The sequence below is a fragment of the Halomonas caseinilytica genome (assembly GCF_001662305.1).
Lineage (GTDB): Bacteria > Pseudomonadota > Gammaproteobacteria > Pseudomonadales > Halomonadaceae > Halomonas > Halomonas caseinilytica.
On sequence record NZ_BDEP01000017.1, the window covers coordinates 137,958 to 150,865 of the forward strand.

Consider the following 12,908-nt stretch of genomic DNA (forward strand, 5'->3'; position numbering starts at 1 on the left):
GGGGCGATGACAACAATTTCCTGGCAATCACTGAGGCATCGATATGGCCGGATTCGACAAGCGTGTGGATTCCTATGAGGCGGCAATGGCCGGCCTCGAGAGCGGCATGACCGTGATCGCCGGTGGCTTCGGGCTGTGCGGTATCCCCGAGAACCTGATCAATGAAATCAAGCGGCGTGGCGTCAAGGAGCTGACCGTCTATTCCAACAACTGCGGCGTCGATGGCTTCGGCCTTGGTGTCCTGCTGGAAGACAGGCAGATCCGTACCATCCATGCCTCCTACGTGGGCGAGAATGCGCTTTTCGAACAACAGATGTTGGAAGGCGAGATCGAGGTAGTGCTCACGCCTCAAGGGACCCTGGCCGAGAAGATGCGCGCCGGGGGAGCGGGGATCCCCGCCTTCTATACCGCCACCGGCTATGGCACGCCGATCGGCGAGGGCAAGGAGGTGCGCGAGTTCAACGGACGTCCCTGCATTCTCGAGGAATCCGTGGTCGGCGACTTCGCCATCGTCAAGGGCTGGAAGGCCGACCGGTACGGCAATGTCGTCTACCGTGACACTGCCCAGAACTTCAATCCCCTGGCGGCGACTGCCGGGCGTGTCACCGTGGTCGAGGTGGAAGAGATCGTCGAGCCTGGTGAGCTGCGTCCCGACCAGATCCATACGCCGGGGATCTATGTCGACCGGATCATCCAGGGCACCTTCGAGAAGCGTATCGAGAAGCGCACCGTGCACGAAAGCTGAGCGTTTTTCTCCGTCTTCCGGACATCCGCCGTGTAGCACGAGAGGGCGTCGGTAGCGCCCAGGGAGGGGGCGTAGCGCCTCCTCGTAGATCTGCCCCGGCATTGGCCCGACGGCGTTGTTCCCTTACAAGATACAAGAGGCATCAAGATGGCACTGACTCGCGAACAGATGGCAAGGCGCGTGGCGCGCGAACTCGAGGACGGTTTCTACGTCAACCTGGGCATCGGTATCCCGACCCTGGTGGCCAACTATGTCCCCGACGACATCGATGTGATGTTGCAGTCCGAGAATGGCCTGCTCGGCATGGGGCGCTTTCCCACCGAGGAGGAACTCGACCCGGACATGATCAATGCCGGCAAGCAGACCGTCACCGCCCGGCCCGGTGCGGCGATCTTCTCATCGGCAGAGTCCTTCGCGATGATTCGCGGCGGGCATGTCGATCTCACCGTGCTTGGTGCCTTCGAGGTCGACCAGTACGGCAACATCGCCTCCTGGATGATTCCCGGCAAGCTGATCAAGGGCATGGGCGGCGCCATGGATCTGGTGGCCGGGGCCGAGAACATCATCTGCACCATGACCCATGCGTCCAAGCACGGTGAATCGAAGCTGCTCGAGCAGTGCACCCTGCCGCTGACCGGTGCCGGTTGCATCAACCGTGTGCTCACCGACCTGGCCTACCTGGAGATCGAGAATGGCGCCTTCGTGCTCAAGGAGCGTGCACCAGGCGTCAGCGTCGATGAGATTCAGGAGAAGACCGCTGGCCGCCTGGTCGTGCCCGAACATGTGCCGGAGATGACGTTCGTCGATTGAGGGAGCGGCGGACTGGTTCCGTTTCGGGGTCTCGGTGATGCGGCTGCCGAAAATCTGACCATTTCGAGTCGGGGGTGGTCGGCAGGCCGCCTGGGCGACATTTTACCGAGCCGATTCACAGTGTTATCCACAGAAATTGTGGATGGCCATGTTGCATTGCACTGACGTCGGAACGGGTGGTCATGCCGCGTCACCCCAGCTCGCAGCGTGTATGGTGCGGCAGCAGGAGTTCGGCGCAGCGCTCCTGATTGGCGTTGACCCGCTTCTGCACCAGCGCCAGCCCCCCGAGAGGAACGCGATGGAGGTCGCCATCGGCGAAGGGCAGGCGTTGAGAGTGAGTCGCGTAGAAGCGATAGTCGAGCAAGGGCGAGACGGGAAAGACGCCGTGCTGGCGATCGGCATCGCCGAAGAAGCCAGCCTGGTGCAACTGGGCGTCGAGGCGGTCGATGTCGTCGCCGATATCGTGGCAATCGAAGCCCGTGTGGTGGACGCGTGTTCCCATGACAGCGAGCCAGCCTGCCAGTGGGTGGGCCTGTGCCAGGGCCTGATAGTCGTCCCAGCTCGGCATGGGCCAGGGACGCCCTCCACAGGGTAGCGTCAGGCTGGGTCTCGCCTCGGCGCGGTCGACGAGTCGGCGCAGACGTTCCCGAGGGCCACGCGACAGGGTGCCCAGTTGCAGTTCGGCGAGAACCAGCGAGGGGGCCTGGTGATCGGCCGTGGCCAGCAGGGTGACCAGCAGGCCGCGATCCGCCATGGCATAGCGGTGGCGAGGCTGGTAGCCATGTGTCGCCAGCCGGGGCAGGAGTGCGTCCATCTCCCAGGGGCCGTGACTGAGCGTGAGCAGTGTCAGGTATTCCACCCGTGTCGTGACTGGCCAGAGACGGAGTCCGCCGATGTCAGGCTGGTGGTGAACATAATCCAGCCACAATTGCTGGATAAACGCTTCCCGTTGCATCCTTGATCCTTAATGCCGACGCCCTGTGCCGCTCGGAAAGCGCTGCGAGTCGCTCCGTCTTCCATGACGGCCGCGTTACGGGCGGCGTGGTCGGGGTCCGCTGCCGAATTCCCGCGAAACGCCGAGGCGCTTTCCTGTGCTCGAATATGAAGATTGTAAACGGCTTCGGTGTGGGCGGATTCAACGAGAGAGAAGGTTGCGCTCGGAGAGGGCCGGGCGCTCGGGGATGGCAACCAACGAAAAAACCGCCCGAGGGCGGTTTTGGCAGGACGTCCGAGATGCCGATGAACGACTCACTGGGTCGCGGTGGGTAGCAGCCCCTGTTCGGCAACGTACTGGTCGAATTCGGTGAAACCGCCGATGTGCGTCTGGTCGGCGAAGATCTGTGGCACCGTCTCCACCGGCTTGCCGATGGTCTTTTCCATGTCGGCCTTGGTGATGCCTTCCTCGTGGATATCCACGTAGCGGAAGCCCTCGATGGCGCCGGCGCTTTCCAGTCTCTCGGCGAGTTCCTTGGCGCGGACGCAGAACGGGCAGGCGGGGCGGCCGAAGATGACGACGAACATCAGCAGTCTCCTTGCATCGTGGGATGCATGAATGGAATGGGGTGGAGGAATCGGGCGACATTGTGACCGAGCCGCCACCGTTTGGCCAATAGCCAACGCCGAACGACCATCATTGGACCAGGCTATCAGGCGTTACCAGTCAGGCGTTACCAAGAGGAGAGCTCACTGGCATCGGCGCGTCGCAGCAGCTCGCTCAGCTCGTCATGCAGGCCAGGACTGCTGACCAGCAGGTTCTCGCCGTAGAGGTCTTCGGGAATGCCTCCCGGGCCGGGATACAGGTGACCGGTGCGGGCGCCGGCTTCCCGGGCGATCAAGAGGCCGGCGGCGAAGTCCCAGGGCGAGACGCTCTCGTAGTAGGCATCCAGTCGCCCGCAGGCGACATCGCAGAGGTCGAGGGCGGCCGCACCATTGCGACGAATGTCCTGGCAATGCGTCAACACGGCCATCAGGCGGCGCATCAAGGGCGGGCGGCTATCGCGCCGGTAGGGGAAGCCGGTGCCCACCAGGGCGCGCGAGAGTTGTGACGTCTGGCTGGCCTGGATCGGCTCGCCGTTGCGCCAGGCGCCCTGGCCGGCGAGGGCCGTGTAGGTCTCGTCGAGGAAGGGCGCATGGACCACTCCGAGACGCAGGTGTCCTCCGCTCGCCCAGCCAATAGAGACCGCTACGTGACGGAGCCCGTGCGCGAAATTGACGGTACCGTCGATGGGGTCGACCACCCATAATGCCTGGGGCGCCTCCAGGGCCTCGCGATCCGGCGCCAGCTCCTCGCTGAGGCGATGTTCGTCGGGGAAGTCCGTCTGGAGCCGTTTACTGATGTAGGTATCCACCTCGACGTCGGCATCGGTCACCAGTTCCTGACCATCCTTGTAGCGCTGGCCGAAATCCTGTCCCGTTCGTGCGTCGCGGATCATGCGTCCAGCTTGTCGGGCGATGTCCTCGGCGATCTCCAGTCGTTGCTCGGGGGTCATGATGGCTCCTCGGCATGAGTGTCTCGTGGCATTCAGTGTCCTGTATCACAGCCTGGCTGTCGAATGTCGATGACCGGCGTGATAGGCAGGACAACGCGCTTTGCCCTATGCTGATGGCGTTTCCTTTTCGCATTACAGCATGAGGAGTCACGCATGAATGCCAATGCCGCCACGCCCCGCGTCGCCCTGGTCACCGGTACCAGCAGTGGTATCGGAGAGGCGGTGGTCCGCCACTTCTGCGAGCTGGGGCATCAGGTCCTGGCCGTGGACTTCAATCCGGCCGGCGAGGAGGTCGCCGAACGTGCCGGCGCCGCCTTTCACCAGGCTGACCTCACGGATGGCGATGCCTGCCGGGCGGCGGTACAAGACGCGATCCGGCGCTTCGGCCGTCTCGATATCCTGGTCAACAATGCCGGCATCCAGCATGTCTCGCCCATCGAGACCTTTCCGGAAGAGAAGTGGCGCCACATCATCGACCTGATGTTGACGGCTCCCTTCCTGCTGACCCAGGCCGCCTGGCCTTCCATGCGGGAAAATGGCTGGGGACGCATCGTCAACATTGCCTCGGTGCATGCTCAGGTCGCTTCACCCGGCAAGGCGGCCTATGTCAGTGCCAAGCATGGCATGATCGGCTTGACCAGAACGGCCGCTCTCGAGGGAGGCGAACAGGGAATTACCGCCAACGCGCTCTGCCCGGCCTACGTCAAGACGCCGCTGGTCGACAACCAGATCGCCGACCAGGCGCGGATGCATGGCATGGAGGAGCAGGAGGTCATCGAGCAGGTCATGCTCAAGAACGCCGCCGTGAAGCGGTTGATCGACCCCGATGAGGTCGCCTCGCTGGTCGGCTACCTGGCGTCCGACGCCGCCGGTGCCGTTACGGGAGCGAGCTGGAACATCGATCTTGGCTGGACGGCCCAGTAATTCCCATGCTCATCGACGCGCATTGTCATCTGGACTTCCCCGAGTTCGATGTCGACCGTGACGATGTGCTGGCGCGGGCCAGGTCGTCAGGCGTCGAGCGCTTCGTGGTGCCGGGTACGACGCGGGTTCGGTGGCGCGAGGTGCTCACACTCGGCGATCGCGATGGCATTGCGGTATGTCTCGGGCTGCATCCCTGCTTCCTGGATCGGCACGCCGAGACCGACGTCGAGGCGCTGGAGGAGGCGCTCGAGGCCAATCCCACCGTCGTGGCATTGGGCGAGTGCGGTATCGACGCGCGCTTTGCCGATACCCTGAAGGCACAATGGCGGTTGTTCGATGCTCAGGTGCGACTGGCTCGACAGCGACATCTGCCCTTGGTCATTCACTGCGTGCGGGCCAATGACCAAGTAGCCAAGCGCCTGCGCCAACTGGCGCCACCGGCCGGCGGGTTGATCCATGCCTTCGCCGGCTCTCCCGAGCAGGCTCTGGCCTTTCGCAGACTGGGATTCGTCGTGGGCCTGGGCGGCGCGGTAACGCATGAACGGGCCAGTCGGCTGCGTCGCGCCGTGGCATCGCTGGACGATGATGGCTATGTACTGGAAACCGACAGCCCCGACATGCCGCTCGCCGGCCATCGAGGCGAACGCAACGAACCCGCGAGGGTGGTGGAGGTAGGCCGGGTGGTGGCCGAATTGCGTGATCAGCCATTCACCCGGGTGGCGACAAACAGTTCGGCTACGGCGACCCGGCTATTCGGCCTGGAATGAGGAGGTCCGCTGCGTTCAGGAACGCACGGAAACTCAGCGCTTCTCCGCCAATTGCTCCGGATCGAGGCGCTCGAGAGGGTAGGGGAGCTTGAGAAGCTTGAGCTGCTGTCCGGCCACGCTCAAGGCCCCGTTGGGCTCCCGGGTACTCATCACCGCCAGGATCTCGGCCTGGCCATAGGCATCCAGTTCGGCACTGAGTACCTCGCCAAGCCGCTTGTCGGCAGCGTCCAGAATGGCGCTGCCGGGCTCGGGCCGGTGACCGCCCTCGAGCTGGGCACGCATCAGGCGCTTCTTGACCTGACCGCGGAAGTGCGCCCGGGCGACGACTTCCTGGCCGGTGTAGCAGCCTTTCTTGAAACTGATGCCTCCCAGGGCTTCCCAGTTGATCATCTGTGGCAGATAGCTATCGCGCTGGCTGGCATCGAGCCAGACCAGGCCGGCCTGGATGTCGTGAAGCCGCCATGTGGCGCTATCGACCGGCGTGACCTGGGCGGCCAGTTGCCCCCAGACCGCCTCGGCGTCTGCCGTCGGTAGACAGAGCAGCATGCGTGGCACCGGGCCGGGTTGCCCCACGACCTGATGGTCGCCTCGATCGACCTGCCGCCAGGGGGGCGGAGGCGTCACGTCCAGCAGGGCTTCGGCCACGGCGGGCGCCTCGTGGCCGAACAGGCCGATCAGGGCAAGATCGTCGCGGGGCGTCAGCTCGACTCGATAGAAGGGGGCGAACTTGGCGAGGTGCTCGGACAGGGAGGCGACCAGCTCGTGATGCGTCAACAGGCGATAGTGGCCCGGTGCCACGCGCCATACCTGGACGTTGGCCAGGACGCGTCCCTTGGGGGTGCAGAAGCACCCCAGCGGCGCGAACTCGCCATCCACCAGGGAGAGCTGGGCGCTGGTCTGCCCCTGTAGGAAGCGTTCGGCGCCGTCGCCGACGACATCGAGGATGCCGAGGTGGACGAGCGGGGTCATTACAGGACCTTCCAGAGCCCGGCGAGCCGGCTCGGAGGTGTCGAAGACGACATCTGTACCGTCTTCGAGGTGACCGCCGGTTCGAGCGATCCAGTCGTTCATGTCGGGATCCTTGTCATCTGCCATGCGCGGCGTTCTTAAAAGGTACGCATGAAAGACATGCGGGCGAGGCGGCGGTAATGCAAGTGTCGCGGGCCAGCCAAGCGGGCGTCGTGCTAGACTCGAAGACCAATGTTCTAAGGTCAATGGAGCCGGATACATGGCGCAGTTGTCGCTGGGGTTCAAGGGCGTCGAGAACGCCGATCAGGTCAATCGCATCACCACTGCCCTGATGATGCTGGATGGCGTCGAGAGTGTCGAGGTGGGGCGACACGGTGCCGATGTGGATGGCAATGTGCGTCGTCAGGCCGTGATCGAGGCCATCCAGTCGCTAGGGCTGGGAATCGAGGTGTCCTGAATGAGCATATGTCTCCGCAGCGAGCGGAATGGCCGGTTACGCGAGCGGGCCACCATCGACGGATTCGAGGATCTGCTCGTCGGTGTGCCCGAGGCATTTGGTGGCGATGGCCAGGCGCCGGATCCTCACGATTATTTCGACCTTTCGCTGGGTGCCTGCAAGGCCATCACCGCCCGGATGTACGCGCAGCGCAAGGGGTGGCCTCTGGAAGGCGTCGAGGTGACGGTCAAGCGCGATGAACGCGACGAGGCGCGGGGTGTCTATCGCCTCGAGGTGGTCATGAGCTTTCATGGCGATCTGGACGAAGCGCAGCGGGAGCGACTCGAGGACATCAGCGACAAGTGCCCGATCCACCGCCTGATGACAACGTCCGACGTCGAGATCACGACGCGTCGTTCGGTATAGCCGGATATCCCGGTCGGAGAGTCAATACTGCAGGGAGAACCGATGAGCAAGCCGTTTCGTCTGGAATCGAAGTTCGAGCCCGCCGGGGATCAGCCCGCGGCCATCGATGGCCTGGTCAAGGGGCTCGAGGCCGGCCTGGCCCACCAGACGCTGCTCGGCGTGACCGGGTCGGGCAAGACCTTCACCATGGCCAACGTCGTCGAGCGACTGCAGCGCCCGACCATCGTCATGGCGCCGAACAAGACCCTGGCCGCCCAGCTCTATGGCGAGTTCAAGGCGTTCTTTCCCGAGAATGCCGTCGAATATTTCGTTTCCTACTACGACTATTATCAGCCCGAGGCCTATGTGCCTTCCTCGGATACCTTCATCGAGAAGGATGCCTCGATCAACGATCACATCGAGCAGATGCGGCTTTCCGCCACCAAGGCGTTGCTCGAGCGCCGCGATGCGTTGATCGTGGTCTCGGTCTCGGCGATCTATGGCCTCGGCGACCCCGACCAGTATCTGAAGATGCGCCTGCACTTCAATCGCGGCGAGCTCATCGACCAGCGTGCCTTCCTGCGGCGACTGGCCGAGCTGCAATACACCCGCAACGACCTGGACTTCAAGCGGGGGACCTACCGGGTACGCGGCGATGTCATCGACATCTTCCCGGCCGATGCCGAGGACGAGGCGGTACGGGTCGAGTTGTTCGACGACGAGATCGACCAGATCAGCCTGTTCGACCCGCTGACCGGTGAGGTCCGGGGCAAGGTGCCACGTATGACGATCTATCCCAAGACGCATTATGTGACGCCGCGCGAAACCATCATGGGGGCCATCGACTCGATCAAGGAGGAGCTGGCGGAGCGGCTGGCCTGGATGCGACAACACGACAAGCTGGTCGAAGCGCAGCGACTGGAGCAGCGTTCGCTCTATGACATCGAGATGATGCTGGAGCTTGGTTACTGCAACGGCATCGAGAACTATTCCCGCTATCTCTCGGGGCGGGCGCCCGGCGAGCCGCCGCCCACCTTCTTCGATTACCTGCCTGCGGATGCCCTGCTGTTCATCGACGAGTCCCACGTCAGCATTCCCCAGGTTGGGGGCATGTACAAGGGCGACCGTTCACGCAAGGAAACGCTGGTGGAATACGGCTTCCGGCTACCCTCGGCGCTGGACAATCGCCCCATGACATTCCAGGAGTGGGAGCGCATCTGCCCCCAGGCCGTGTTCGTCTCGGCCACGCCGGGCCCCTACGAGGCTGAGCACGCCGGGCAGGTCGTCGAACAGGTGGTGCGTCCTACCGGGCTTCTCGACCCCGAGATCGAAGTGCGTCCGGCCTCCACCCAGGTTGATGATCTGCTCTCGGAAGTCCGGGCGCGCAGTGCAGTGGACGAGCGTGTTCTGGTCACCACCCTGACCAAGCGCATGGCCGAGGATCTCACCGAGTACCTGGACGAACACGATGTCAGGGTGCGATACCTGCATTCCGACATCGACACCGTCGAGCGGGTGGAGATCATCCGCGACCTGCGACTCGGCAAGTTCGATGTCCTGGTGGGAATCAACCTGCTGCGCGAGGGCCTGGATATTCCCGAAGTCTCGCTCGTGGCCGTGCTCGATGCCGACAAGGAAGGCTTCTTGCGCAACGAACGTTCGCTGATTCAGACCATCGGTCGGGCGGCGCGCAATGCTCACGGCAAGGCGGTGCTTTATGGTGACCGGATCACCGACTCCATGCGGCGTGCCATCGACGAGACCGAGCGCCGGCGCGCCAAGCAGATGGCTCATAACGAGGAGCACGGCATCACGCCGGTAACGGTATCGCGTTCGGTGGCCGATATCCTCGAGTCGGCCGAGACGCCGGGGCGCAAGGGCAAGGGTCGCAAGACCGAGCGCAAGGTGGCCGAAGGGGCGGCGATCTACGATCCGGACTCACTGTCGCCGGCGGAACTGCAGAAGGAATTGACGCGACTGGAGGATGCCATGGTCGAGGCCGCGCAGAACCTCGAGTTCGAGGAAGCCGCGCGGCTGAGGGATAAGCTGCAGGCGCTCAAGGAGCGCCAGTTGGCGATAGGGTAAATGCCAAGGCAGAGGATGCAGGATTTATACCGTTATCTATCTAGTGTTGATCCGCACTATCGCCGGGTGTCAAGCTGCCGGAGAAGCGAAGGTTAGGGTATGATGAGCGCTCCTTGAAGCCCGCCGCCGGCGTTTCGGGTCGGTAAAGAAGCGGGCGCGTCGACCCACAAAGGAGCGACTTGCTCATGACCGTGATTCGCCAGGACGACCTCATCCAGAGTGTCGCCGACGCCCTGCAGTATATTTCCTACTACCATCCCAAGGATTTCATCGATGCCATGGCGGAGGCGTACGAGCGGGAGGAAAACCCCGCTGCCAAGGACGCCATCGCCCAGATTCTGATCAATTCCCGGATGTGTGCCACCGGCCATCGCCCGATCTGCCAGGATACCGGCATTGTCACTGTCTTCGTGCATGTGGGCATGAATGTGCGCTTCGAGGCGGACATGAGTCTTGATGACATGATCAACGAGGGCGTGCGCCGAGCCTATCTGTTGCCGGACAACGTCCTGCGTGCTTCGGTGCTGGCCGACCCCGACGGCAAGCGACAGAACACCCGCGACAACACCCCGGCGGTGATTCACCACAAGCTGGTGCCCGGCGACACCGTAGAGGTCCATGTGGCCGCCAAGGGCGGCGGCAGCGAGGCCAAGTCGAAGTTCGCCATGCTCAATCCCTCTGATAGCGTGGTCGACTGGGTGCTCGAGCAATTGCCGAAGATGGGCGCTGGCTGGTGCCCGCCGGGCATGCTGGGCATTGGCATCGGCGGTACCGCCGAGAAGGCCATGGAACTGGCCAAGGAATCGTTGCTGGACCCCATCGACATCCAGGAACTTCAGGCGCGCGGGGCATCGAACCGTGCCGAGGAGTTGCGCCTGGAGCTCTACGACAAGGTCAACCGGACCGGCATCGGTGCCCAGGGGCTTGGCGGTCTGACGACGGTACTGGATATCAAGGTCAAGGACTATCCGACCCATGCCGCCAACAAGCCGGTGGCGATCATTCCTAATTGTGCGGCGACGCGTCACGCGCACTTCACGCTGGATGGGTCCGGGGCGGCCGCTCTCCCGGCGCCCAAGCTCGAGGACTGGCCGGAAATCACCCGAGAGGCCGGCGACAACGTCAAGCGTGTCGATCTCGATGCGATCACCGCTGAGGAAATCCGTACCTGGCAGCCCGGCGACACCCTGCTGCTCAACGGTAAGCTGCTCACTGGCCGTGACGCCGCTCACAAGCGAATGGTCGACATGATCGCCAAGGGCGAGCCGTTGCCCGTGGACCTGAAGGGGCGCTTCATCTATTACGTGGGACCGGTGGATCCCGTCGGAGACGAGGTGGTCGGTCCGGCTGGCCCGACCACGGCCACCCGGATGGACAAGTTCACGCGGACCATGCTGGAGCAGACCGGTCTGCTGGGAATGGTCGGCAAGGCCGAGCGCGGCGAGGCGGCCATCGAAGCGATACGCGACAACCAGGCCGTCTATCTGATGGCGGTCGGCGGTTCCGCCTACCTGGTGGCCCAGGCGATCAAGCAGGCGCGTGTTGTCGGCTTCGAGGATCTCGGCATGGAAGCGATCTACGAGTTCGAGGTCGAGGACATGCCGGTGACCGTTGCCGTGGACAGCGCGGGCACCTCGGTACACCAGACCGGGCCGGCCAAGTGGAAGGAGATCATCGCCGAGCGCGCCTGAGGCGCTCTGCCCATTCGCTGCGTCGTGGATGCCTGCGACAACGGCCCCGTCGACTGGCGGGGCCGTTGTCGTAGCGCGTATGCTATTGGCCGTCGATCATCGACGTTATCCCACGGAAAGGGTATGAGCATGGCTTCCTGGCTGTTCGGCGTACTGATTCTCGCGCTTCATGTGCTTGGCATCCTGTCGGCGATCCAGGCATTGATGTCCAGCCGTACCTCTCAGGGGGCGGTCGCCTGGATCATTTCGCTGGTCGCCGTACCCTATCTGGCCGTGCCGGCTTATTGGGTGTTCGGCAGGCCGCGCTTCTATGGCTATGTGTCGGCGCGAGGCGAGCGGGATTCCGTGCTGCGCCGGGTGCTGGCGCGCTATCGCGATCTGGTCGAACCCTATCTGGCCGGGGCGAAGGAAGCCGACGTGATGGCCGTGGAGAAGCTGGCGATGATGCCGTTGACCAGCGGCAACCGCACGGAACTGCTGGTGGATGGCGAATCGACCTTCGAGAGCCTGTTCGCGGGCATCGACAGGGCCAAGCAGTATGTTCTGGTGCAGTTCTTCATCGTTCGCGATGATTCCCTGGGGCGCGATTTCAAACATCGATTGCAAGACGCCGCCGAGCGGGGCGTGCGTGTTTATTTTCTCTACGACGAGATCGGCTGCCACAAGCTGCCGGAGCGTTATCTGCGCGATCTGCGTGACGCGGGAGTGGACGTGAGCGCCTTCCATTCCTCCCGGGGTCTGCGCCATCGTTTCCAGTTGAACTTCCGCAATCACCGCAAGGTGCTGGTGGTCGACGGTCGCGAAGGCTGGGTCGGTGGGTTCAACGTCGGTGTCGAGTACCTGGGACAGAACCCACGGCATGGCCATTGGCGCGATACCCATCTGCGCCTGGTGGGGCCCAGCGTGCTGGGGCTCCAGGAAGCGTTCTGGGAGGATTGGCACTGGGCGACGGGGGAGGTGATCAGCCTGACCTGGACGCCGCAGGTTACCTGCGAGGAGAGCCAGAACGTGGTGATCGTGCCCTCGGGACCGGCGGATCCCCAGGAAACCGCCAGCCTGCTGGTGCAGCATGCCATTCACAGCGCCCACGAGCGTCTCTGGGTGACGAGCCCTTATTTCGTGCCGGATCACAGCGTCCAGGATGCCCTGCGGCTGGCCGCCATGCGTGGGGTGGACGTGCGCATCATGATGCCGGAGCGGCCGGACCACCTGCTGGTCTTCCTCTCGGCCTTTTCCTTTCTTCCCGACATGCTGCGCGCCGGTGTGAAGGTGTATCGCTACCAGCCGGGCTTTTTGCATCAGAAGGTCATTTTGATCGATGACGTGGCGGCCAGCGTGGGCACCGTGAATCTCGATAACCGTTCCTTCCGGCTCAATTTCGAGATCACGGCCGTGGTGCCGGACCGTCATTTCGCCGCCGAGGTGCACGACATGCTGGTGCGCGACTTCGTCGTCTGTCGCGAGGTCACGCTCGAGGAGATCGAGTCTCGCGCGCTGTGGCGCAAGTTGCTGTCACGAGCCGCTTATCTTCTCGCCCCCGTACAGTGATCCGCTTGGGATGGATCGGTGGCTGCGGTACATTACGCT

13 protein-coding genes are annotated in these 12,908 nt (G+C 63.5%); 9 read left to right on the forward strand and 4 right to left on the reverse strand.

From position 1 onward, the window contains the following. Positions 1–43: 43 nt before the first annotated feature. Together A9O65_RS12430 and A9O65_RS12435 are read left to right on the forward strand one after the other, a co-directional pair. A complete protein-coding gene (locus A9O65_RS12430) occupies positions 44–745 on the forward strand; it encodes a CoA transferase subunit A (protein WP_064698412.1) in 702 nt (233 codons plus the stop codon). A 147-nt stretch (positions 746–892) separates the two neighbouring features. Beyond that, complete coding sequence (locus A9O65_RS12435; protein WP_064702257.1) at positions 893–1,555, forward strand: CoA transferase subunit B; 663 nt, start codon at positions 893–895, stop codon at positions 1,553–1,555. 190 nt (positions 1,556–1,745) lie between these two features. Here the strand turns inward: A9O65_RS12435 and A9O65_RS12440 are convergent, their stop codons facing one another. From A9O65_RS12440 to A9O65_RS12450, 3 genes are all read right to left on the reverse strand, one after another. Next, positions 1,746–2,510 carry a VOC family protein gene (locus A9O65_RS12440; RefSeq protein ID WP_064702258.1) on the reverse strand — a complete coding sequence of 255 codons (765 nt, stop codon included), beginning with the start codon at positions 2,508–2,510 and terminating at the stop codon, positions 1,746–1,748. Between the two features lie 293 nt (positions 2,511–2,803). Beyond that, the gene (locus A9O65_RS12445) at positions 2,804–3,076 is read right to left on the reverse strand and encodes a GrxA family glutaredoxin (protein ID WP_064702259.1); all 273 of its coding nucleotides are present in this window, start codon (positions 3,074–3,076) and stop codon (positions 2,804–2,806) included. Between the two features lie 146 nt (positions 3,077–3,222). Beyond that, a complete protein-coding gene (locus A9O65_RS12450) occupies positions 3,223–4,044 on the reverse strand; it encodes an inositol monophosphatase family protein (protein WP_064702260.1) in 822 nt (273 codons plus the stop codon). Positions 4,045–4,197: 153 nt separating this feature from the next. On the opposite strand from A9O65_RS12450, the gene A9O65_RS12455 reads away from it, so the two are divergent. After that, the gene (locus tag A9O65_RS12455; protein ID WP_064698417.1) at positions 4,198–4,968 is read left to right on the forward strand and encodes a 3-hydroxybutyrate dehydrogenase; all 771 of its coding nucleotides are present in this window, start codon (positions 4,198–4,200) and stop codon (positions 4,966–4,968) included. Between the two features lie 5 nt (positions 4,969–4,973). Then, entirely contained in the window at positions 4,974–5,735 is a 762-nt protein-coding gene (locus A9O65_RS12460) for a TatD family hydrolase (RefSeq protein WP_064702261.1), read from the forward strand. A gap of 33 nt (positions 5,736–5,768) precedes the next feature. Here A9O65_RS12460 and ygfZ read toward each other — a convergent pair whose 3' ends face one another. Further along, on the reverse strand, positions 5,769–6,830 hold the full coding sequence (gene ygfZ / locus A9O65_RS12465; protein WP_254783086.1) for a CAF17-like 4Fe-4S cluster assembly/insertion protein YgfZ: 1,062 nt from the start codon (positions 6,828–6,830) through the stop codon (positions 5,769–5,771). A gap of 133 nt (positions 6,831–6,963) precedes the next feature. On the opposite strand from ygfZ, the gene A9O65_RS12470 reads away from it, so the two are divergent. The 5 genes from A9O65_RS12470 to cls all read left to right on the forward strand — a co-directional run bounded on the left by A9O65_RS12470 (position 6,964) and on the right by cls (position 12,869). After that, a complete protein-coding gene (locus tag A9O65_RS12470) occupies positions 6,964–7,161 on the forward strand; it encodes a hypothetical protein (RefSeq protein ID WP_064698419.1) in 198 nt (65 codons plus the stop codon). Then, a complete protein-coding gene (locus A9O65_RS12475) occupies positions 7,162–7,566 on the forward strand; it encodes an OsmC family protein (RefSeq protein ID WP_064702262.1) in 405 nt (134 codons plus the stop codon). 42 nt (positions 7,567–7,608) lie between these two features. Continuing rightward, entirely contained in the window at positions 7,609–9,630 is a 2,022-nt protein-coding gene (gene uvrB, locus A9O65_RS12480) for an excinuclease ABC subunit UvrB (protein WP_064698421.1), read from the forward strand. A 185-nt stretch (positions 9,631–9,815) separates the two neighbouring features. Beyond that, complete coding sequence (locus A9O65_RS12485; RefSeq protein WP_064702263.1) at positions 9,816–11,321, forward strand: fumarate hydratase; 1,506 nt, start codon at positions 9,816–9,818, stop codon at positions 11,319–11,321. 129 nt (positions 11,322–11,450) lie between these two features. Next, positions 11,451–12,869 carry a cardiolipin synthase gene (gene cls, locus A9O65_RS12490; RefSeq protein ID WP_064702362.1) on the forward strand — a complete coding sequence of 473 codons (1,419 nt, stop codon included), beginning with the start codon at positions 11,451–11,453 and terminating at the stop codon, positions 12,867–12,869. Positions 12,870–12,908 lie beyond the last annotated feature (39 nt).

Coding starts and splice junctions, on each gene's coding strand:
- A9O65_RS12430 (WP_064698412.1), top strand. CDS start 44: ATGGCCGGATTCGACAAGCGTGTGGATTCCTATGAGGCGGCAATGGCC.
- A9O65_RS12435 (WP_064702257.1), top strand. CDS start 893: ATGGCACTGACTCGCGAACAGATGGCAAGGCGCGTGGCGCGCGAACTC.
- A9O65_RS12440 (WP_064702258.1), bottom strand. CDS start 2,510: ATGCAACGGGAAGCGTTTATCCAGCAATTGTGGCTGGATTATGTTCAC.
- A9O65_RS12445 (WP_064702259.1), bottom strand. CDS start 3,076: ATGTTCGTCGTCATCTTCGGCCGCCCCGCCTGCCCGTTCTGCGTCCGC.
- A9O65_RS12450 (WP_064702260.1), bottom strand. CDS start 4,044: ATGACCCCCGAGCAACGACTGGAGATCGCCGAGGACATCGCCCGACAA.
- A9O65_RS12455 (WP_064698417.1), top strand. CDS start 4,198: ATGAATGCCAATGCCGCCACGCCCCGCGTCGCCCTGGTCACCGGTACC.
- A9O65_RS12460 (WP_064702261.1), top strand. CDS start 4,974: ATGCTCATCGACGCGCATTGTCATCTGGACTTCCCCGAGTTCGATGTC.
- ygfZ (WP_254783086.1), bottom strand. CDS start 6,830: ATGGCAGATGACAAGGATCCCGACATGAACGACTGGATCGCTCGAACC.
- A9O65_RS12470 (WP_064698419.1), top strand. CDS start 6,964: ATGGCGCAGTTGTCGCTGGGGTTCAAGGGCGTCGAGAACGCCGATCAG.
- A9O65_RS12475 (WP_064702262.1), top strand. CDS start 7,162: ATGAGCATATGTCTCCGCAGCGAGCGGAATGGCCGGTTACGCGAGCGG.
- uvrB (WP_064698421.1), top strand. CDS start 7,609: ATGAGCAAGCCGTTTCGTCTGGAATCGAAGTTCGAGCCCGCCGGGGAT.
- A9O65_RS12485 (WP_064702263.1), top strand. CDS start 9,816: ATGACCGTGATTCGCCAGGACGACCTCATCCAGAGTGTCGCCGACGCC.
- cls (WP_064702362.1), top strand. CDS start 11,451: ATGGCTTCCTGGCTGTTCGGCGTACTGATTCTCGCGCTTCATGTGCTT.